Source organism: Pontibacter arcticus (assembly GCF_003284895.1).
Lineage (GTDB): Bacteria > Bacteroidota > Bacteroidia > Cytophagales > Hymenobacteraceae > Pontibacter > Pontibacter arcticus.
This window is the reverse complement of record NZ_QMDV01000001.1, coordinates 425,901-442,648: the sequence shown is the minus strand read 5'-3', so window position 1 is coordinate 442,648 and position 16,748 is coordinate 425,901. Positions and strand designations below refer to the sequence as shown.

Here is a 16,748-nt window from a genome sequence, read left to right as displayed (position 1 = left end):
ATGGAGCTTTCTGTATTGAATATTAAAGGTGAGGATACAGGCAGAAAGGTAACACTTTCTGATGCTATATTTGGTATTGAGCCAAATGGGCATGCAATGTATCTTGACGTAAAGCAGTACTTGGCAAACCAGAGACAAGGTACGCATAAGTCGAAAGAGCGTAATGAAGTAGCTGGATCTACCAAGAAGATCAAGAAGCAAAAAGGTACTGGTGGCGCTCGCGCAGGTAGCTTAAAATCACCAGTTTTTGTTGGTGGAGGTAGAGTATTTGGTCCAAGACCAAGAAACTATACTTTTAAGTTAAACAAGAAATTAAAATTCTTAGCAAGACTTTCAGCGCTTTCTTTATTAGCGCGTGATAATAAAGTTGCTCTATTAGAATCATTTTCTTTAGAAGCACCTAAAACAAAAGAATTTAAAAGCATCTTGTCTAATCTGAATATTACAGGAAAGACATTAATGGTATTACCTGCTTTAGATAAGAACATTATTTTATCTAGCAGAAACCTTCCAAAATTTAAAGTTTCTGTAGCTTCAGATCTGAACACATATGATCTGCTAAACACAGAGAAACTTCTAATTTCAGAAGAGTCTGTAAATGTTTTAGAAACTCTCTATAGCGAACGGTAATGAATATCTTAAAGAGACCAATAATCACTGAAAAGTACGCTGCTATCAACGAAGTTGGTAAATATGCTTTTGAAGTCAATATTAAGGCTAATAAAGTAGAAATTAGAAAGGCAGTGGAAAAAGCTTATGGTGTTACAGTAACACAAGTAGCTACAATGAGAGCTTTAGGCAAAATGAAGAGCAGACATACAAAGTCTGGTGCTGTAACTGGCCAAACCTCAATGATTAAAAAAGCAATTGTAACCCTGAAAGAGGGTGAAGTAATAGACTTTTACAGCGGCATATAATTAATTCAAAATGGCTTTAAAAAAGTTAAGACCAATAACACCAGGTCAAAGATTTAGAATAGCGCCTGCTTTTGACGAGATCACAAGCAATACGCCTGAAAAATCTTTGTTGGCACCTATCAAAAAATCTGGTGGACGCAATAACTCAGGAAAAATGACCATGCGCTATATTGGCGGTGGACATAAGAAAAAGTACAGAGTAATTGACTTCAAGCGTACAAAGTACGGAGTACCTGCAACTGTTAAAACAATTGAGTACGATCCAAACAGGACTGCTCGTATTGCTTTAGTATTTTATGCAGACGGCGAGAAAAGCTATATTATTGCTCCAGCTGGTTTACAGGTAGGGACAGTAATATTATCTGGTCCTGGTATTGCTCCTGAAGTTGGTAACTGTTTACCATTATCTGATATTCCTCTAGGTACAATCATCCACAATATTGAGTTACAACCAGGGAATGGTGCTACACTTGCAAGAAGTGCAGGCTCATATGCTCAGTTAGTAGCAAGAGAAGGAAGATATGCAACGATTAAGTTGCCATCAGGTGAATTAAGAATGGTACTTGTGAATTGCTATGCAACAGTAGGTACAGTTTCAAACTCAGATCATATGAACGTTAAGCTTGGTAAAGCAGGACGTAGCAGATGGATGGGCAAGAGACCAAGAGTAAGAGGTGTAGCGATGAACCCAGTGGATCACCCTATGGGTGGTGGTGAAGGTAAATCATCAGGTGGTCACCCACGTTCACGTAAAGGCTTGTATTCTAAAGGTCTTAAGACTAGAAACAAGAATAAATATTCTGAAAAGCTTATTGTTAATAGAGGAAAGAAATAATAAATGGCTAGATCATTAAAAAAAGGGCCTTATATTGACTATAGGCTTGAGAATAAAGTTAATGTAATGAACGAGTCTGGTAAAAAATCAGTTATCAAGACTTGGTCAAGAAGATCAATGATTTCTCCGGATTTCGTAGGTCATACATTTGCAGTACATAATGGAAATAAATTTATTCCGGTTTATGTAACTGAGAACATGGTAGGTCACAAACTTGGAGAGTTTGCACCAACCAGAAATTTCAGAGGTCACGTTGCGAAAAAAGATAAAGGTAAGCGCTAAGATGCAAGCAGTAGCAAAACTAAAAAATGTGCCTACTTCACCTCGTAAAATGAGGTTAGTAGCAGGATTGATACGCGGAAAAAGTGTATCAAGAGCACTTGCTCTTCTAAAATTCGAAGCGAATTCTGGAGCTGAGCGAATAGAAAAACTTCTTTTATCTGCTTTGTCTAACTGGCAGCAGGGTAACGAGGAAGGTCGTATTGAAGATGCGAACCTTTATATTAAAGAAATTTTTGTTGATGAAGGTAAGATGTTAAAACGTCTTCGTCCTGCTCCTCAGGGAAGAGGATACCGAATCAGAAAAAGATCTAACCATGTAACTGTTGTTATTGACAGCATGACAGAAGAGCAACTAGCGGTAAATACAAAAAAATCTAAAAGCGCCAAATAGTTAAGAATATGGGACAAAAAGTAAATCCAATAGGTTTTCGCCTCGGAGTTATCAAGGGATGGGATTCTAACTGGTATGGCGGTAAAGATTTTGCTGAGAAGCTGGTTGAAGATGAAAAAATCAGAAAATATATCCTGATTCGTATTCCTAAAGGTGGTATCTCTAAAATCATCATTGAGAGAACCCTTAAGCGTATCACTGTAACAATTAACACTGCTCGTCCAGGTGTTGTTATCGGTAAAGGTGGTCAGGAAGTAGACAAGATCAAAGAAGAACTTAAGAAGTTAACTAACAAAGATGTTCAGATTAACATCTTTGAAATTAAACGTCCTGAGTTAGATGCAAAGCTTGTTGGGGAGTCAATTGCACAGCAGTTACAAGCACGTATATCTTTCAGACGTGCAATGAAACAAGCAATTGCTGGTGCTCTTCGTGTAGGTGCTGAAGGTATTAAAGTACAGGTTTCAGGTCGTCTTGGTGGTGCTGAAATGGCAAGAACCGAGCATTATAAAGAAGGCAGAACACCTCTTCATACTTTAAGAGCTGATATTGATTATGCATTGTCTGAAGCACAGACTGTGTATGGAAAGATCGGAATCAAAGTATGGATCTTTAAAGGCGAAGTTTATGGCAAGAAAGATCTAACTCCTAATGCAGGTTTAGAAAGCAAAGGGCCAGGCGCATCTCAGGGTGGTGATAGAAGAGGAAATAATGCTGGTAATAACCGAAATAAAAAGTCGGATGCCGGTGCTCCAAAACGCAACACCAAGCGTCGTCAATAATTGTTAGTTAACATTATTAAGTTTTAGAAAATGTTACAGCCGAAAAGGACTAAATATAGAAAAATGCAGAAAGGTCGCGTGAAAGGACTGGCTCATAGAGGCAGTACCATTTCATTTGGCTCTTTTGCTATAAAATCTCTTGAAGCATCGTGGATTACCAGCCGCCAGATTGAGGCAGCTCGTATTGCGATGACAAGAGCAATGAAACGTGAGGGACAAGTTTGGATCCGTATCTTCCCTGACAAGCCTATTACCAAGAAGCCTGCAGAAGTGCGTATGGGTAAAGGTAAAGGTTCTCCTGAGTATTGGGTAGCAGTTGTTAAGCCTGGTACGATCATGTTCGAATCTGATGGAGTAACACTTGATGTTGCAAAAGAGTCTTTACGACTTGCGGCTCAAAAGTTACCTGTAAAAACAAAATTTGTAGTACGTAGAGATTACGTTGAGAAATAGAATATGAAAAATTCTGAGATAACAGCTTTGTCTTTAGAAGAGATTAAAGAAAAGCTTAACACAGAGAGTGCCAACCTGCAGAACATGCGTTTTGCACATGCTATATCTCCTTTGGAGAACCCGATGAAAATACGTGAGGCTAAGCAAACTATTGCACGTCTGAATACTGAAATTCGTCGTCGTGAAATTGAGGCTAACTCTTAATACTTAGTTAAATCATGAACGAAAGAAATTTAAGAAAAGAAAGAAGTGGTAAGGTTGTTAGCAACAAAATGGACAAGTCTATCACTGTTTTAGTGGAAAGCAAAATGAAACACCCTATGTACGGGAAATTCGTTAGCAAATCCACTAAATTCATGGCGCACGATGAGAAGAATGAGTGCAACATTGGCGACACTGTTAGAATTCAGGAAACTCGTCCGCTTAGCAAGAACAAGAACTGGCGTTTAGTAGAAATTTTAGAAAGGGCTAAATAACATGATACAGCAAGAATCAAGACTTACTGTTGCTGATAATAGTGGAGCTAAAGAAGTACTTTGCATCCGTGTTTTAGGAGGTACAGGTAAAAAATACGCTTCTATCGGTGATAGAATTGTGGTAACGGTTAAATCAGCTCTTTCTTCTGGTAACGTTAAAAAAGGTACAGTTTCTAAAGCTGTAATTGTAAGAACGAAAAAGGAAATAAGAAGAAAAGACGGTTCATACATCAGATTTGATGACAACGCGGCTGTTCTTCTTAATGCTAACAATGAGCCACGTGGTACACGTATTTTCGGACCAGTTGCTCGTGAGTTAAGAGAAAAACAATTCATGAAGATTGTTTCGTTAGCACCTGAAGTTCTTTAATCATTAATTCACGAGAAAATGAATAAGAAAAAACTTCATGTTAAAACTGGCGATACAGTTAAAGTTTTAGCCGGTAATGAGCGCGGTAAGACAGGCCGCATAGCTGCTGTAGATATTCAAAAACAAAGAGTAACTATCGAGGGCTTAAATCTTGTAACGAAACATTCTAAGCCAAGTGCTAAGAATCCTCAAGGTGGTATCTCTAAAGTAGAAGCTCCAATCCATGCTAGCAATGTTGCTTTATTTGATCCAAAGTCAGGTGAAACAGTAAAAGTTGGTAGAAGAACAAACAGCGAAGGTAAATCAGAGCGTTATTCTAAAAAGACAGGAGAAGTAATCTAAGATGGCTACTACAAGATTTAAAGAGAAATATCAGAATGAGGTAGTACCTGCCTTGAGAGAAAAGTTCCAGTATAAGAATATTATGCAGGTACCTAAGATCACTAAGATCTCTATCAATAAAGGTATCGGAACTGCCGTATCTGATAAAAAACTGGTTGATATCGGTGTTGAAGAATTAACTATAATTTCTGGTCAGAAGGCTGTTGCTACTATAGCAAAGAAATCTGTATCTAACTTCAAACTTCGTGAAGGGATGCCGATTGGTGCCAGGGTTACTTTAAGAGGCGAGAAAATGTACGAATTTCTAGATCGTCTTTTAACTGTAGCACTCCCACGTGTGCGTGACTTCAGAGGTGTTAATGAAAAAGGTTTTGATGGTCGCGGCAATTATACTTTAGGTGTAAAAGAGCAGATCATTTTTCCTGAAATTAGCATCGATAAGATTAAGGCTATTTCTGGTATGGATATAACTTTCGTAACGACAGCTAACACTGACGAAGAAAGTTATGAGTTGCTTAGAGCCTTTGGTATGCCTTTTAGTAATATTAAGAAATAATATAATGGCAAAAGAATCAGTAAAAGCCAGAGAGCTTAAAAGACAAAAGCTAGTTGCTAAATATGCAACTAAAAGAGCTGAACTAAAAGCTAAAGGAGATTATGAGGGTTTAGATAAATTACCCCGCAATGCATCTCCTGTTAGATTACATAGCCGTTGCAAATTGTCTGGAAGACCAAGAGGTTACATGAGTAAATTCGGAATTTCTCGTGTTGTTTTCAGAGAACTTGCTGTTATGGGTAAAATTCCTGGTGTAACAAAGTCGAGCTGGTAAATTTTTCTTATCATATTAAGAAAAAGCAAAAGATATTACTATCTTTGCCCCTCGCTTATAATAAGCAATCATTATTTAAGTGATTCATAATGAACTCAGATCCAATAGCAGATTTTTTAACTCGTGTGCGTAATGCAATTAAAGCTAACCACAGAATAGTTGAAATACCATCTAGCAAAATTAAAAAAGAGATTACTAAGGTTCTCTACGACAAAGGCTATATTCAAAGTTACAAATTTGATGACGCTGCTGTGCAAGGGACTATCAAAATTGCATTGAAGTATAATCCTACTACTAAACAGCCTTCTATTGTTAAGTTAGAGCGAATTAGTAAGCCAGGGCTTAGAAAATATGCAGGAAGCGAAAATCTACCACGTGTTTTAAATGGTTTAGGTGTAGCAATTCTTTCAACTTCTAAAGGAGTAATGACAGAAAAGGAAGCCAAATCACTTAACGTTGGTGGTGAAGTTTTATGTTACGTTTACTAATAGGAGAATAGACAATGTCACGTATAGGAAAACTGCCGATTGCGCTACCTAATAATATTGAAGTTACCATTGGTAATGATAATGTTGTTATCGTTAAAGGCCCTAAAGGTACTTTGTCAACTCCTGTTGATAAAGATATGATCATAAAGCAAGAAGACAACCAACTGGTTGTTGAGCGGCCTACTGAGCAAAAGCGTCATAAAGCAATGCATGGTCTTTACAGATCCCTTATTAACAACATGATCGTTGGTGTTAGTGAAGGCTATAAAGAGCAATTAGAACTTGTTGGTGTAGGTTATAAAGCTACTGTTCAGGGAAAAATTCTTGAACTTGCTTTAGGCTACTCTCATAACATCTTCTTAAGAATGCCAGATGAAGTTACAGCTACTGCAGTAACTGATAAAGGTAAAGCACCAATTGTTACGCTTGAAAGTAATGACAAGCAATTAATAGGTCAGGTTGCTGCTAAAATCAGATCACTACGCAAAGTTGAGCCTTACAAAGGAAAAGGTATTCGATTTGTTGGTGAAGTTGTAAGAAGAAAAGCTGGTAAGACAGCATCTAAATAATCATCATCATGTCTGATAATAAATCAAAAAGAAGATTAAGAATTAAAAGAAGTATCAGAAATAAAATTTCTGGTACTTCTGATAGACCAAGGTTATCTGTATTCAGAAGCAACCGTTCTATCTATGCGCAAATCATTGATGATGCTACTGGAGTAACATTAGCAGCAGCTTCTTCAGCTAACCTTGAGCAAGCAAAAGCTAATATTGAAACTGCCAATACTGTAGGTAAAGAGATTGCTGCAAAAGCGATAGAAAAAGGTATTACACAGGTTGTGTTTGACCGTTCTGGCTATTTGTATCATGGCAAAGTAAAATCATTAGCAGAAGGTGCCCGTGAAGCAGGCCTTAAATTCTAATTAGTTATGTTGAAGAACAATATACGTAGTGTAAAGGCAAGCGATATCGAGCTTAAAGAAAAAGTTGTTGCTATCAATCGTGTTGCTAAAGTTGTAAAAGGTGGTAGAAGATTTAGCTTTGCTGCTATTGTCGTTGTTGGCGATGGTAATGGAGTAGTTGGATACGGCCTTGGTAAAGCAAATGAAGTAACTGATGCAATTGCAAAGGGTATTGATGATGCTAAGAAGAACTTAGTTAAAGTTCCTCTTTATCATAATACTGTACCTCATGCAATGGAAGGTAAATACTCTGGTGGTTTTGTATTAGTTAAGCCTGCTGCTGCTGGTACTGGTGTAATAGCTGGTGGTGCAATGCGTGCAGTTTTAGAAAGTGCAGGTATTAAGGATGTACTATGCAAATCTAAAGGCTCATCAAATCCACATAACGTTGTGAAAGCAACCTTTGATGCGCTTTCTAAAATGCGTGATCCTTTAGCTGTTGCTCAGCAACGTGGTGTTAATCTTCAGAAAGTATTTAACGGTTAATCAAGATGGCTAAAGTAACAATCACCCAGGTAAAAAGCATTATTGATAGACCAAAGTCTCAAAAGCTTACAATTCAAGCTTTAGGTTTAGGTAAGATCAGTAAATCAGTAACTGTTGAATTTACTCCTCAGATTGCTGGTATGGTTAATAAGGTTCATAATCTAGTAGTAGTAAAGGAGGATATTTAAATGTATTTGAACGCATTACAACCTGCAGAAGGCTCTGTTAAGAACAGAAAGAGAATAGGTAGAGGTACTGGTTCAGGTAGAGGTGGTACTTCTACTAGAGGTCATAAAGGTGCTAAATCACGTTCTGGCTATTCACAGAAATCAGGTTTTGAAGGTGGTCAGATGCCACTACAGCGTCGTGTACCTAAGTATGGCTTTAAAAACATCAACCGTGTTGAATTTAAAGCTATCAACATAGATGTACTACAAGCTTTAGCTGAATCAACTAATGAGACAGTTTTCAATTTTGAATTCTTCAAATCTCATGGTTTAGTTTCTAAAAACGATAAAGTGAAAATTTTAGGTAGAGGTGAAGTTAGCAAAACTGTTGAAGTACACGCACATGCTTTCTCTCAATCAGCTATATCATCTATTGAAAAAGCAGGTGGTAAAACAGTTACGCTATAATCGAATATGAAGAAGTTTATAACAACAATTAAGAACATTTTTGCTATTGATGATTTACGTATTCGTATTTTAAATACGATAGGATTCATAGCTATTTTTAGATTAGGTTCCTTTGTTGTTTTACCGGGTATTGATCCTAACCAGTTACAAGCTAATACATCTGGACTGTTTGGATTATTGGATACTTTCTTAGGAGGTGCATTTAGCAATGCATCTATCTTTGGTTTAGGTATAATGCCCTACATTTCGGCTTCGATTGTTTTACAGTTGTTAACTATAGCTGTTCCTTATTTTCAAAAAATGCAGAAGGAGGGTGAGTCTGGAAGAAAAAAAATCAACCAAATCACCCGCGTTCTGACAATTATCATTGCTATGGCTCAAGCCATTGGCTTCGTTGCAACTATAAATAGCGAGGCCATTGCAATTAATACCACATTATTTACTATCACTTCTATGATTGTACTTACAACGGGTACAGTCTTTTGTATGTGGTTAGGTGAGAAAATTACTGATAAAGGAATTGGGAATGGTATTTCTATGCTTATTATGATAGGTATTGTTTCTCGCTTCCCTGGTGCTATTGTAGCTGAATTTCTTTCTAAACAACTTAGTGGAGCCTTAGTGTTCTTGTTTGAGCTTATCGTACTTTTCTTCGTTGTAATGTCTGTAGTAATGTTAACTCAAGCTATCCGACGGATTCCAGTACAATATGCAAAACAAGTTGGTGGTAGCTCGTTATATAGTGGACAACGTCAGTTTATTCCACTTAAAGTTAATGCTGCAGGGGTAATGCCTATTATATTTGCACAATCATTGATGTTTTTACCTTCAATGATAGCTTCTATTTGGGCTGATACAAATGAAACAGCTAATTATATTGGATCAACTTTCTCTGATTTTACCTCTTGGCAGTACAATGTGGTTTTCGGATTAATGATTTTGATCTTCACATATTTTTACACTGCTATCAGTGTAAATCCTAATCAGATCGCTGATGATTTAAAAAGAAGTGGTGGTTTTATACCAGGTGTTAAACCAGGAAGAACCACTTCTGAATATATTGATGCTATTCTGACTAGAATTACTTTGCCTGGTGCAATATATTTAGCTCTTGTAGCTATTTTCCCATCTATCGCAATGATGTTAGGTGTTACACGTGAGTTCTCTCAATTCTTTGGTGGTACATCTTTGATTATCATGGTAGGCGTTGTACTTGATACTCTTCAGCAAATTGAAAGTTACTTGCTAATGAAACATTATGATGGCATGATGAAAACTGGCAAACTTAGAGGTAGAACTGATAATGTTGTTATAGCATCATAATTAATGATTGTTTATAAATCAGAAGATGAAATTGCTTTAATTCGTGAAAGTGCTTTAATTTTAGGTAAAGCACACGGCGAAATAACTAAATTTGTAAAAGAAGGGATCACTACAAAAAAGCTTGATAAGATCGCTGAAGATTTTATCAAAGACAATGGTGGGATTCCTTCTTTTAAAAATTATAATGGCTTTCCTTTTAGTTTATGTATCTCGGTTAATTCAACAGTTGTGCATGGGATGCCTAGTGATTATACATTAAGAGATGGTGATATAATCTCTATTGATTGCGGAGTATATTTCAAAGGTTACCATAGCGATAGCGCTTATACGCATGCTGTTGGTAATATATCTCCAGAAGTTCAGGAATTGCTTGATGTTACCAAAGATTCTCTTTACAAGGGAATTGAAAAGGCGATAGTTGGGTTAAGGATAGGTGATATTGCTTACGCTATTCAACAACATGCCGAAGCTAAGAAATTTGGTGTTGTTCGTGAACTTGTAGGACATGGCATAGGTCAAAATTTGCACGAGTCTCCTGAAGTACCTAATTATGGTAAGCGTGGACAAGGGCTTAAATTGCAGGAGGGTTTAGTCCTTGCAATTGAACCAATGATTAATTTAGGATCAAGATACATTGTTCAGGAAGAAGATGGCTGGACAATTAGAACAAGAGATAACAAACCATCTGCTCATTTTGAACATACAGTTGTTGTTCGCCAAGGACAGGCCGAAATTTTAACAACTTTTGATTATATAGAACAAGCTAAAAATTAATTCATGGCGAAGCAGTCCTCTATCGAACAAGATGGAACTATCATTGAAGCATTATCTAATGCAATGTTCCTGGTAGAGTTAGAAAATGGTCATCAGGTAGTTTCTCATATCTCAGGTAAAATGAGAATGAATTACATTAAAATATTACCGGGAGATAGAGTAAAGTTAGAAATGTCTCCTTATGACCTCACCAAAGGCAGAATTGTTTATCGTTATAAATAAATACAATGAAAGTCAAAGCATCAGTAAAAAAGAGAAGTGCTGAATGTAAAGTTATTCGCCGTAAGGGGAAGCTTTATGTTATCAACAAAAAAAATCCAAGATATAAACAAAGACAAGGTTAATTAATTAAGTATGGCTAGAATAGCAGGAGTTGATATTCCGGATAACAAAAGAGGTGAGATTGCTTTAACCTATATTTTCGGTATAGGTCGTAATCTTTCAAAATCTATCTTAAGTAAAGCCGGGGTGGATCTTGACAAGAAAGTAAAAGACTGGACTGAAGAAGAGTCTAGTGAGATCAGAAATATTATTGCAGCTGAACATAAGACTGAAGGTGTTTTAAGATCTGAGGTTCAGTTACACATTAAGCGTCTTCTTGATATTGGTTGCTACCGTGGATTAAGACACCGTAAGGGTCTTCCGGTTCGTGGACAGCGTACTAAAAACAACTCAAGAACAAGAAAAGGCAAGCGTAAGACAGTTGCTAATAAGAAGAAGGCTTCTAAATAATATTTGATCATGGCTCAAAAAAGAAAAGATAAAGCTAAAAAGCGTGTTGTAGTTGTAGAAGCAGTAGGTCAAGTACATATTAAAGCTTCTTTTAACAACATCATTATCTCCATAACCAACAATACAGGTCAAGTTATTTCTTGGGCTTCTGCTGGTAAAATGGGATTCAAAGGTTCTAAAAAGAACACTCCTTACGCTGCACAAATGGCAGCTTCTGATTGCGCTAAAGTTGCTCACGACTTAGGGATGCGTAAAGCAGAAGTTTTTGTAAAAGGCCCAGGTGCAGGTAGAGAGTCCGCCATCCGTACTGTGCAAAATTCAGGTATTGAAGTAACTGCTATAAGAGACGTTACACCATTACCTCACAACGGCTGTCGTCCTCCTAAACGCAGAAGAGTTTAATTACTAAAGAAGATTAAATAACATGGCAAGATATACTGGTCCCAAAAGCAAAATCTCCAGAAAATTTAACGAAGAGATTTTTGGCCCAAGCAAAGCATTAAAGAAGAAAGCTTACCCTCCGGGAATGCACGGCCGTGGCCGTCGTAAGAAACTTTCTGAGTATGCTATTCAATTAGCTGAAAAGCAAAAAGCAAAATATATTTACGGTATCCTGGAGAAGCAGTTTGCTAATCTATTTGAGAAAGCTCACCGCAAAGGTGGTATCACAGGTGAAAACCTTTTAGCGCTTCTTGAATCCAGATTAGATAATACAGTTTACAGATTAGGTATCGCTCCTACAAGAAGAGCTGCTCGTCAGCTTGTATTGCACAAGCATATCACTGTAAATGGTGAAGTTGTTAATATTCCTTCTTTCAGCTTGAAGGTTGGTGATGTAGTTGCTGTTAGAGAAAAATCGAAGTCACTAGAAGCTATTTCTACTAGCCTTTCTGTACGTAATGCGCGTGCATTTGTATGGTTAGAGTGGGATGCTGCACAGATGGCTGGTAAATTTATGTCTGCTCCGCAGCGCGATCAAATCCCTGAGAAAATTCAGGAGCAATTAATCGTCGAGCTTTACTCTAAGTAAGCTGCATAATCAATTTTTAACCTTTAACACTGCAAGTATGTCAATATTAGCATTTCAAATGCCAGAAAAGGTTGTCATGGAAAAAGCCGACGACTTTCATGGATTATTTGAATTCAAGCCGCTTGAAAAAGGTTACGGTGTAACCATCGGAAACGCTCTACGCAGGATTCTGCTTTCTTCTTTAGAAGGCTTTGCAATTACAAGCGTGCGCATTCCTGGTGTACTGCATGAGTTTTCTGCTGTTGAAGGAGTTGTAGAAGATATTTCTGATATCATTCTTAACTTAAAGATGGTTCGCTTCAAAAAAATAAGCGATTTAATCGATGACAGAATTACAGTTAATATCAGCGGTCAGGATACTTTTACTGCTGGTGATATAAGCAAGTTCTCTTCTTCTTTCGAAGTTCTTAATCCTGATCTGGTTATCTGCCATTTAGATAAGAACATGTCGCTTGAAGTAGAACTAACTGTACAAAAAGGTCGTGGTTATGTTCCTGCTGAAGAGAACAAGCCAGCTGATCAGGTTTTTGGTCTTATTGCGATTGATGCGATTTATACTCCTATTAAGAACGTTAAGTTTAGCGTAGAAAATACTCGTGTTGAACAAAAGACTGACTATGAAAAGCTAGTACTGGATATTCAGACAGATGGTTCTATCCATCCGGAAGATGCTTTGAAAGGTGCTGCGAATATTCTTATCCAACACTTCATGCTATTCTCTGACAACACGATGACGTTCGAGACTGCTAAGCCCGAAGAAGAGGAAGCTGTTGATGAGGAACTGTTGCATATGCGCAAAGTTCTGAAAACTTCGCTACAGGATATGGACTTATCAGTTAGAGCTTATAACTGTCTTAAAGCCGCCGATATCAGAACACTTGGTGATTTAGTTCAGCTTGATATCTCTGATATGATGAAGTTCAGAAACTTTGGTAAGAAGTCTCTGACAGAGCTTGAAAACTTAGTGCAGGAAAAAGGCCTTACCTTCGGTATGGACCTTTCCAAGTATAAATTAGAAGAAGATTAATAATCAGCGGCATAATTCCCGATCCCATTTAGGTTGATCGACGGTATGCACGTGCACAATTTACAATAATGAGACACGGTAAAAAAATAAATCACTTAGGAAGAACAGCTTCACATCGTAAGGCAATGCTATCAAACTTAGCATCGTCTTTGATTCTGCACAAGCGCGTATCTACTACTGTTGCTAAAGCTAAAGCCCTTCGTAAGTATGTTGAGCCTCTTCTTACTAAATCTAAGAACGATTCAACTCACTCAAGAAGAACAGTTTTCTCTTATCTTCAGAACAAAGAGTCTATCAAAGAGCTTTTTGATGAAGTATCAGTTAAGATTGCTAATCGCCCAGGTGGTTACACGCGTATCCTGAAAACTGGTTACAGACTTGGTGACAACGCTGAAATGTGTGTGATCGAGCTTGTTGACTACAACGAGGATATGGTATCTTCTTCTGCAACAGCTGCTGCAGGTGCTAAGAAAACTCGTCGTCGTTCAAGCGGCAAGAAATCTGAAGCTACTGAAGCTGCTGCAACTACAGAAACTGCTGCTCCAGCTCCGGCTGCAGAAGCTAAAACTGATGAAGCGAAAGATGCTGAGTAAGTTTTATTAATGAATATTTTAAAAGGGATATGACGTAAGTCGTATCCCTTTTTTATTTTTGTATAAATTTTTACCATGAAAAAAATAACTTCAACTGAGGCTATACTTCTTCTAGAAGACGGAACTATCTTTAAAGGTAAGAGCCTGGGACGTATCGGAACATCTGGCGGCGAACTTTGCTTTAATACAGGCATGACCGGCTATCAGGAAATTTTCACTGATCCATCTTATTACGGACAAATGGTTGTTACCACTGTTTCACATGTTGGTAATTATGGTGTACAACCCGAAGAAGTTGAATCTGATAAAATACAGATCAGCGGTTTGGTATGTAAAGATTTCTCGCACCATTTCTCCAGAAAAACCGCTGAGGGTTCTTTACAGGAATATTTCGAGAAAGCGGGAATTGTTGGTATTTGCGAGATCGATACAAGAGCACTGGTGCGCTACATTCGCGATAAAGGTGCCATGAATGCAATTGTGTCTTCAGAGATAACTGATGTGGAAGAATTGCGTAAGAGGTTGGCAGATGTACCATCGATGGCTGGTCTCGAGTTATCTTCGCGCGTGAGTACAACATCAACGTATGAGTTCAAGCCGGAAGAAGTAAAGTATAAAGTAGCCGTTTTAGACTTAGGTGTAAAACAAAACAGCCTTCATAATTTAGTAAACAGAGGATGTGAGGTAAAGGTATTCCCTTATAACACGTCTTTTGAAGAAATGGAGAAATGGAATCCTGATGGCTATTTTATTTCGAATGGCCCTGGCGATCCGGCTGCAACAGTAGATGCGGTTAATAACGTGAAGAAGATATTGCAAGTAGAACGGCCGCTATTTGGTATTTGCATGGGCCACCAGGTACTTGCACAAGCCAACGGGATTGCTACCTATAAAATGCATAACGGCCACAGAGGGCTTAATCATCCGGTTAAGAACTTAAAGACCGGGCTTTGTGAAATTACCAGTCAGAACCACGGTTTTGTAGTAGATGCAGAACAGCTACAAAATCATCCGGAAGTAGAAGTTACGCACATTAACCTGAATGATAATACCATTGAAGGCATTCGGATGAAGTCGAAACCTGCTTTTTCGGTTCAGTACCATCCCGAGTCATCACCAGGGCCTCACGATTCCGAGTACTTGTTCGATGACTTCGTTGCCTTATTAGAGCAATATAAATCAAAGTAAAACTATAGTTAAAACAAACCGATGAGCTTAATTACAGACATCAAAGCAAGACAAATTTTTGACTCAAGAGGTAATCCAACTGTTGAGGTAGATGTTATAACTGAAAGTGGCGTTCTGGGGCGTGCTGCTGTTCCTTCCGGTGCTTCTACCGGTATTCATGAAGCTGTAGAGCTGCGTGATGGCGATAAGAGCAAGTACATGGGCAAAGGCGTATCGCAGGCAGTTAACAACGTTAATGAGAAAATTGCTGAAGAGCTGGTAGGCTTTCCGGTATATGAGCAAAACCTGCTCGATAAAATTATGGTGGAGCTGGATGGCTCTGATAACAAAGGTAACTTAGGAGCAAATGCCATACTTGGTGTATCGCTGGCTATAGCCCGCGCTGCTGCACAAGAGCTTAACATGCCACTTTACCGTTACGTAGGTGGCGTAAATGCCAATACACTTCCGGTACCGATGATGAATATCCTGAACGGTGGTAGCCATGCAGATAACGCCATCGACTTCCAGGAGTTTATGATCATGCCGGTTGGTGCGCCTTCGTTCTCTGAAGCCCTGCGTATGGGTTCCGAAGTGTTCCATCACCTGAAGAATGTATTAAAGAAAAAAGGACTTTCTACTAATGTTGGGGATGAAGGTGGTTTTGCGCCGAACATCGCATCTAACGTAGAGGCAATTGAGGTGGTGTTGCAGGCAATCGAGGCCGCAGGCTTCAAGCCGGGCGATGATATGATGATCGCGATGGATGCTGCCAGCTCTGAGTTCTATGATGCATCTACCGGACTTTATACTTTCAAAAAATCTACAGGAGATAAATTAACGTCTTCTGAAATGGTGAGCTACTGGAAAGAGTGGACAGAGAAATACCCGATCATTTCGATTGAAGATGGTATGGCTGAAGACGACTGGGCAGGCTGGAAACAACTAACAGAAAGTATAGGCAAAAACGTGCAGCTGGTAGGTGATGACCTTTTTGTAACAAACGTAAAACGTCTGCAGCAAGGCATCGATCAGGGTGTAGCTAACTCCATCCTGATCAAAGTAAACCAGATCGGTACTCTTACTGAAACGATTAACGCCATTAACCTTGGCCTGCGCCACGGCTATAAGAGCGTAATGAGCCACCGTTCCGGCGAAACAGAAGATAACACCATTGCTGACCTGGCCGTTGCGCTTAACACAGGGCAGATCAAGACAGGTTCTGCTTCGCGTTCAGATCGTATGGCAAAGTATAACCAGTTGCTTCGCATTGAAGAAGAGCTGGGAGAAATAGCTTACTACCCTGGCAGAAAGTTCTAAGGATCTTCAGGTTAAAATAATTTGAGATAAGGCTGTGCGTTATAAAATGCACAGCCTTATTTTTGTATATTAGTACCCAAGATTACGCATTATGTTAAAACGCATCCCTCAGATTTTCCGCAATTTCTATTTAATCTCTACCGTGCTTTTTCTGGCCTGGATGCTTTTCTTCGATTCCAATGATTTTATAACCCAGTACCAGATGAGCAAAAAGCTGAGCGATCTGGAAGAGGACAAGGAATATTATGTTGAGAAGATCATTGAAGTAGAGAAAGACAGAAAAGAGCTGATGAGTAATTCAGAGCTTTTAGAAAAATTTGCCCGCGAAAAGTATTTGATGAAGCGGCCGAATGAGGATGTCTTCATCATTGTGCCGAAAGAAGAAGAGTAATTTCGGAGCAGTAAATTCAGCGGCTTGCGTTATACTTATGTGTATACAAGTATAAGCCAAACCCATACTTAATCCCTCCCCAAATATTCGTAACTTTGCTCTATTGTGCTGCAACTATAAAGTAGCGGCCTCACTAAAGT

General features: G+C 38.5%; 31 protein-coding genes. All 31 read left to right on the top strand.

Annotated features, from left to right (window positions below; translation table 11 throughout):
* Nucleotides 1–630 carry a 50S ribosomal protein L4 gene (rplD, locus tag DP923_RS02060; RefSeq protein ID WP_112303910.1) on the top strand — a complete coding sequence of 210 codons (630 nt, stop codon included), beginning with the start codon at nt 1–3 and terminating at the stop codon, nt 628–630.
* A complete protein-coding gene (gene rplW / locus DP923_RS02055) occupies nt 630–917 on the top strand; it encodes a 50S ribosomal protein L23 (RefSeq protein ID WP_112303909.1) in 288 nt (95 codons plus the stop codon). Before rplD ends, rplW begins: the two co-directional genes overlap by 1 nt.
* A 10-nt stretch (nt 918–927) precedes the next feature.
* Nucleotides 928–1,752, top strand: a complete 825-nt coding sequence (gene rplB, locus DP923_RS02050) for a 50S ribosomal protein L2 (RefSeq protein ID WP_112303908.1) — start codon at nt 928–930, stop codon at nt 1,750–1,752.
* A 3-nt stretch (nt 1,753–1,755) separates the two neighbouring features.
* On the top strand, nt 1,756–2,034 hold the full coding sequence (rpsS, locus tag DP923_RS02045) for a 30S ribosomal protein S19 (protein ID WP_112303907.1): 279 nt from the start codon (nt 1,756–1,758) through the stop codon (nt 2,032–2,034).
* Nucleotide 2,035: 1 nt separating this feature from the next.
* The gene (gene rplV, locus DP923_RS02040) at nt 2,036–2,425 is read left to right on the top strand and encodes a 50S ribosomal protein L22 (protein ID WP_112303906.1); all 390 of its coding nucleotides are present in this window, start codon (nt 2,036–2,038) and stop codon (nt 2,423–2,425) included.
* Nucleotides 2,426–2,433: 8 nt separating this feature from the next.
* A complete protein-coding gene (gene rpsC, locus DP923_RS02035) occupies nt 2,434–3,207 on the top strand; it encodes a 30S ribosomal protein S3 (protein WP_112303905.1) in 774 nt (257 codons plus the stop codon).
* A 30-nt stretch (nt 3,208–3,237) separates the two neighbouring features.
* Complete coding sequence (gene rplP / locus DP923_RS02030; RefSeq protein ID WP_112303904.1) at nt 3,238–3,660, top strand: 50S ribosomal protein L16; 423 nt, start codon at nt 3,238–3,240, stop codon at nt 3,658–3,660.
* Between the two features lie 3 nt (nt 3,661–3,663).
* Nucleotides 3,664–3,864, top strand: a complete 201-nt coding sequence (rpmC, locus tag DP923_RS02025) for a 50S ribosomal protein L29 (RefSeq protein WP_112303903.1) — start codon at nt 3,664–3,666, stop codon at nt 3,862–3,864.
* 14 nt (nt 3,865–3,878) lie between these two features.
* Nucleotides 3,879–4,136, top strand: coding sequence for a 30S ribosomal protein S17 (gene rpsQ / locus DP923_RS02020; RefSeq protein WP_112303902.1), 258 nt, complete (start codon nt 3,879–3,881; stop codon nt 4,134–4,136).
* Between the two features lies 1 nt (nt 4,137).
* Entirely contained in the window at nt 4,138–4,506 is a 369-nt protein-coding gene (gene rplN, locus DP923_RS02015) for a 50S ribosomal protein L14 (RefSeq protein WP_018476849.1), read from the top strand.
* Between the two features lie 18 nt (nt 4,507–4,524).
* On the top strand, nt 4,525–4,848 hold the full coding sequence (gene rplX, locus DP923_RS02010; protein WP_112303901.1) for a 50S ribosomal protein L24: 324 nt from the start codon (nt 4,525–4,527) through the stop codon (nt 4,846–4,848).
* Between the two features lies 1 nt (nt 4,849).
* Nucleotides 4,850–5,404, top strand: coding sequence for a 50S ribosomal protein L5 (gene rplE / locus DP923_RS02005; protein ID WP_112303900.1), 555 nt, complete (start codon nt 4,850–4,852; stop codon nt 5,402–5,404).
* 4 nt (nt 5,405–5,408) lie between these two features.
* Nucleotides 5,409–5,678 (top strand): 30S ribosomal protein S14, encoded by a 270-nt coding sequence (gene rpsN / locus DP923_RS02000; protein WP_112303899.1) that lies wholly within the window; start codon nt 5,409–5,411, stop codon nt 5,676–5,678.
* An 89-nt stretch (nt 5,679–5,767) separates the two neighbouring features.
* Complete coding sequence (rpsH, locus tag DP923_RS01995; protein WP_112303898.1) at nt 5,768–6,166, top strand: 30S ribosomal protein S8; 399 nt, start codon at nt 5,768–5,770, stop codon at nt 6,164–6,166.
* Between the two features lie 14 nt (nt 6,167–6,180).
* Nucleotides 6,181–6,735 (top strand): 50S ribosomal protein L6, encoded by a 555-nt coding sequence (rplF, locus tag DP923_RS01990; RefSeq protein ID WP_112303897.1) that lies wholly within the window; start codon nt 6,181–6,183, stop codon nt 6,733–6,735.
* 8 nt (nt 6,736–6,743) lie between these two features.
* Nucleotides 6,744–7,091, top strand: coding sequence for a 50S ribosomal protein L18 (rplR, locus tag DP923_RS01985; RefSeq protein ID WP_112303896.1), 348 nt, complete (start codon nt 6,744–6,746; stop codon nt 7,089–7,091).
* A 6-nt stretch (nt 7,092–7,097) separates the two neighbouring features.
* Entirely contained in the window at nt 7,098–7,616 is a 519-nt protein-coding gene (gene rpsE / locus DP923_RS01980) for a 30S ribosomal protein S5 (protein WP_112303895.1), read from the top strand.
* 5 nt (nt 7,617–7,621) lie between these two features.
* Nucleotides 7,622–7,804 carry a 50S ribosomal protein L30 gene (rpmD, locus tag DP923_RS01975; RefSeq protein ID WP_112303894.1) on the top strand — a complete coding sequence of 61 codons (183 nt, stop codon included), beginning with the start codon at nt 7,622–7,624 and terminating at the stop codon, nt 7,802–7,804.
* Nucleotides 7,805–8,251 carry a 50S ribosomal protein L15 gene (gene rplO, locus DP923_RS01970; RefSeq protein ID WP_112303893.1) on the top strand — a complete coding sequence of 149 codons (447 nt, stop codon included), beginning with the start codon at nt 7,805–7,807 and terminating at the stop codon, nt 8,249–8,251. It begins immediately after the preceding gene.
* 6 nt (nt 8,252–8,257) lie between these two features.
* Nucleotides 8,258–9,574 carry a preprotein translocase subunit SecY gene (gene secY / locus DP923_RS01965; RefSeq protein ID WP_112303892.1) on the top strand — a complete coding sequence of 439 codons (1,317 nt, stop codon included), beginning with the start codon at nt 8,258–8,260 and terminating at the stop codon, nt 9,572–9,574.
* A gap of 3 nt (nt 9,575–9,577) precedes the next feature.
* Nucleotides 9,578–10,348, top strand: coding sequence for a type I methionyl aminopeptidase (gene map / locus DP923_RS01960; RefSeq protein ID WP_112303891.1), 771 nt, complete (start codon nt 9,578–9,580; stop codon nt 10,346–10,348).
* 3 nt (nt 10,349–10,351) lie between these two features.
* Entirely contained in the window at nt 10,352–10,570 is a 219-nt protein-coding gene (infA, locus tag DP923_RS01955) for a translation initiation factor IF-1 (RefSeq protein WP_112303890.1), read from the top strand.
* Between the two features lie 5 nt (nt 10,571–10,575).
* A complete protein-coding gene (gene rpmJ, locus DP923_RS01950) occupies nt 10,576–10,692 on the top strand; it encodes a 50S ribosomal protein L36 (protein WP_007654264.1) in 117 nt (38 codons plus the stop codon).
* A gap of 10 nt (nt 10,693–10,702) precedes the next feature.
* Nucleotides 10,703–11,080, top strand: coding sequence for a 30S ribosomal protein S13 (gene rpsM, locus DP923_RS01945; protein ID WP_112303889.1), 378 nt, complete (start codon nt 10,703–10,705; stop codon nt 11,078–11,080).
* Between the two features lie 9 nt (nt 11,081–11,089).
* Nucleotides 11,090–11,482 carry a 30S ribosomal protein S11 gene (gene rpsK / locus DP923_RS01940; protein ID WP_112303888.1) on the top strand — a complete coding sequence of 131 codons (393 nt, stop codon included), beginning with the start codon at nt 11,090–11,092 and terminating at the stop codon, nt 11,480–11,482.
* A 22-nt stretch (nt 11,483–11,504) separates the two neighbouring features.
* On the top strand, nt 11,505–12,110 hold the full coding sequence (rpsD, locus tag DP923_RS01935) for a 30S ribosomal protein S4 (RefSeq protein WP_112303887.1): 606 nt from the start codon (nt 11,505–11,507) through the stop codon (nt 12,108–12,110).
* A 37-nt stretch (nt 12,111–12,147) separates the two neighbouring features.
* On the top strand, nt 12,148–13,137 hold the full coding sequence (locus tag DP923_RS01930) for a DNA-directed RNA polymerase subunit alpha (RefSeq protein ID WP_112303886.1): 990 nt from the start codon (nt 12,148–12,150) through the stop codon (nt 13,135–13,137).
* Nucleotides 13,138–13,205: 68 nt separating this feature from the next.
* Complete coding sequence (rplQ, locus tag DP923_RS01925; protein ID WP_112303885.1) at nt 13,206–13,730, top strand: 50S ribosomal protein L17; 525 nt, start codon at nt 13,206–13,208, stop codon at nt 13,728–13,730.
* A gap of 75 nt (nt 13,731–13,805) precedes the next feature.
* Complete coding sequence (gene carA / locus DP923_RS01920) at nt 13,806–14,918, top strand: glutamine-hydrolyzing carbamoyl-phosphate synthase small subunit (protein WP_112303884.1); 1,113 nt, start codon at nt 13,806–13,808, stop codon at nt 14,916–14,918.
* A 21-nt stretch (nt 14,919–14,939) separates the two neighbouring features.
* A complete protein-coding gene (eno, locus tag DP923_RS01915) occupies nt 14,940–16,217 on the top strand; it encodes a phosphopyruvate hydratase (RefSeq protein ID WP_112303883.1) in 1,278 nt (425 codons plus the stop codon).
* A 91-nt stretch (nt 16,218–16,308) separates the two neighbouring features.
* Complete coding sequence (locus tag DP923_RS01910; protein ID WP_112303882.1) at nt 16,309–16,608, top strand: FtsB family cell division protein; 300 nt, start codon at nt 16,309–16,311, stop codon at nt 16,606–16,608.
* The last annotated feature ends 140 nt before the right edge of the window (nt 16,609–16,748 follow it).

What these genes read in the sequence shown, in the direction of transcription:
- rplD (WP_112303910.1), top strand. Translation starts at nt 1, where the DNA reads ATGGAGCTTTCTGTATTGAATATTAAAGGTGAGGATACAGGCAGAAAG.
- rplW (WP_112303909.1), top strand. Translation starts at nt 630, where the DNA reads ATGAATATCTTAAAGAGACCAATAATCACTGAAAAGTACGCTGCTATC.
- rplB (WP_112303908.1), top strand. Translation starts at nt 928, where the DNA reads ATGGCTTTAAAAAAGTTAAGACCAATAACACCAGGTCAAAGATTTAGA.
- rpsS (WP_112303907.1), top strand. Translation starts at nt 1,756, where the DNA reads ATGGCTAGATCATTAAAAAAAGGGCCTTATATTGACTATAGGCTTGAG.
- rplV (WP_112303906.1), top strand. Translation starts at nt 2,036, where the DNA reads ATGCAAGCAGTAGCAAAACTAAAAAATGTGCCTACTTCACCTCGTAAA.
- rpsC (WP_112303905.1), top strand. Translation starts at nt 2,434, where the DNA reads ATGGGACAAAAAGTAAATCCAATAGGTTTTCGCCTCGGAGTTATCAAG.
- rplP (WP_112303904.1), top strand. Translation starts at nt 3,238, where the DNA reads ATGTTACAGCCGAAAAGGACTAAATATAGAAAAATGCAGAAAGGTCGC.
- rpmC (WP_112303903.1), top strand. Translation starts at nt 3,664, where the DNA reads ATGAAAAATTCTGAGATAACAGCTTTGTCTTTAGAAGAGATTAAAGAA.
- rpsQ (WP_112303902.1), top strand. Translation starts at nt 3,879, where the DNA reads ATGAACGAAAGAAATTTAAGAAAAGAAAGAAGTGGTAAGGTTGTTAGC.
- rplN (WP_018476849.1), top strand. Translation starts at nt 4,138, where the DNA reads ATGATACAGCAAGAATCAAGACTTACTGTTGCTGATAATAGTGGAGCT.
- rplX (WP_112303901.1), top strand. Translation starts at nt 4,525, where the DNA reads ATGAATAAGAAAAAACTTCATGTTAAAACTGGCGATACAGTTAAAGTT.
- rplE (WP_112303900.1), top strand. Translation starts at nt 4,850, where the DNA reads ATGGCTACTACAAGATTTAAAGAGAAATATCAGAATGAGGTAGTACCT.
- rpsN (WP_112303899.1), top strand. Translation starts at nt 5,409, where the DNA reads ATGGCAAAAGAATCAGTAAAAGCCAGAGAGCTTAAAAGACAAAAGCTA.
- rpsH (WP_112303898.1), top strand. Translation starts at nt 5,768, where the DNA reads ATGAACTCAGATCCAATAGCAGATTTTTTAACTCGTGTGCGTAATGCA.
- rplF (WP_112303897.1), top strand. Translation starts at nt 6,181, where the DNA reads ATGTCACGTATAGGAAAACTGCCGATTGCGCTACCTAATAATATTGAA.
- rplR (WP_112303896.1), top strand. Translation starts at nt 6,744, where the DNA reads ATGTCTGATAATAAATCAAAAAGAAGATTAAGAATTAAAAGAAGTATC.
- rpsE (WP_112303895.1), top strand. Translation starts at nt 7,098, where the DNA reads ATGTTGAAGAACAATATACGTAGTGTAAAGGCAAGCGATATCGAGCTT.
- rpmD (WP_112303894.1), top strand. Translation starts at nt 7,622, where the DNA reads ATGGCTAAAGTAACAATCACCCAGGTAAAAAGCATTATTGATAGACCA.
- rplO (WP_112303893.1), top strand. Translation starts at nt 7,805, where the DNA reads ATGTATTTGAACGCATTACAACCTGCAGAAGGCTCTGTTAAGAACAGA.
- secY (WP_112303892.1), top strand. Translation starts at nt 8,258, where the DNA reads ATGAAGAAGTTTATAACAACAATTAAGAACATTTTTGCTATTGATGAT.
- map (WP_112303891.1), top strand. Translation starts at nt 9,578, where the DNA reads ATGATTGTTTATAAATCAGAAGATGAAATTGCTTTAATTCGTGAAAGT.
- infA (WP_112303890.1), top strand. Translation starts at nt 10,352, where the DNA reads ATGGCGAAGCAGTCCTCTATCGAACAAGATGGAACTATCATTGAAGCA.
- rpmJ (WP_007654264.1), top strand. Translation starts at nt 10,576, where the DNA reads ATGAAAGTCAAAGCATCAGTAAAAAAGAGAAGTGCTGAATGTAAAGTT.
- rpsM (WP_112303889.1), top strand. Translation starts at nt 10,703, where the DNA reads ATGGCTAGAATAGCAGGAGTTGATATTCCGGATAACAAAAGAGGTGAG.
- rpsK (WP_112303888.1), top strand. Translation starts at nt 11,090, where the DNA reads ATGGCTCAAAAAAGAAAAGATAAAGCTAAAAAGCGTGTTGTAGTTGTA.
- rpsD (WP_112303887.1), top strand. Translation starts at nt 11,505, where the DNA reads ATGGCAAGATATACTGGTCCCAAAAGCAAAATCTCCAGAAAATTTAAC.
- DP923_RS01930 (WP_112303886.1), top strand. Translation starts at nt 12,148, where the DNA reads ATGTCAATATTAGCATTTCAAATGCCAGAAAAGGTTGTCATGGAAAAA.
- rplQ (WP_112303885.1), top strand. Translation starts at nt 13,206, where the DNA reads ATGAGACACGGTAAAAAAATAAATCACTTAGGAAGAACAGCTTCACAT.
- carA (WP_112303884.1), top strand. Translation starts at nt 13,806, where the DNA reads ATGAAAAAAATAACTTCAACTGAGGCTATACTTCTTCTAGAAGACGGA.
- eno (WP_112303883.1), top strand. Translation starts at nt 14,940, where the DNA reads ATGAGCTTAATTACAGACATCAAAGCAAGACAAATTTTTGACTCAAGA.
- DP923_RS01910 (WP_112303882.1), top strand. Translation starts at nt 16,309, where the DNA reads ATGTTAAAACGCATCCCTCAGATTTTCCGCAATTTCTATTTAATCTCT.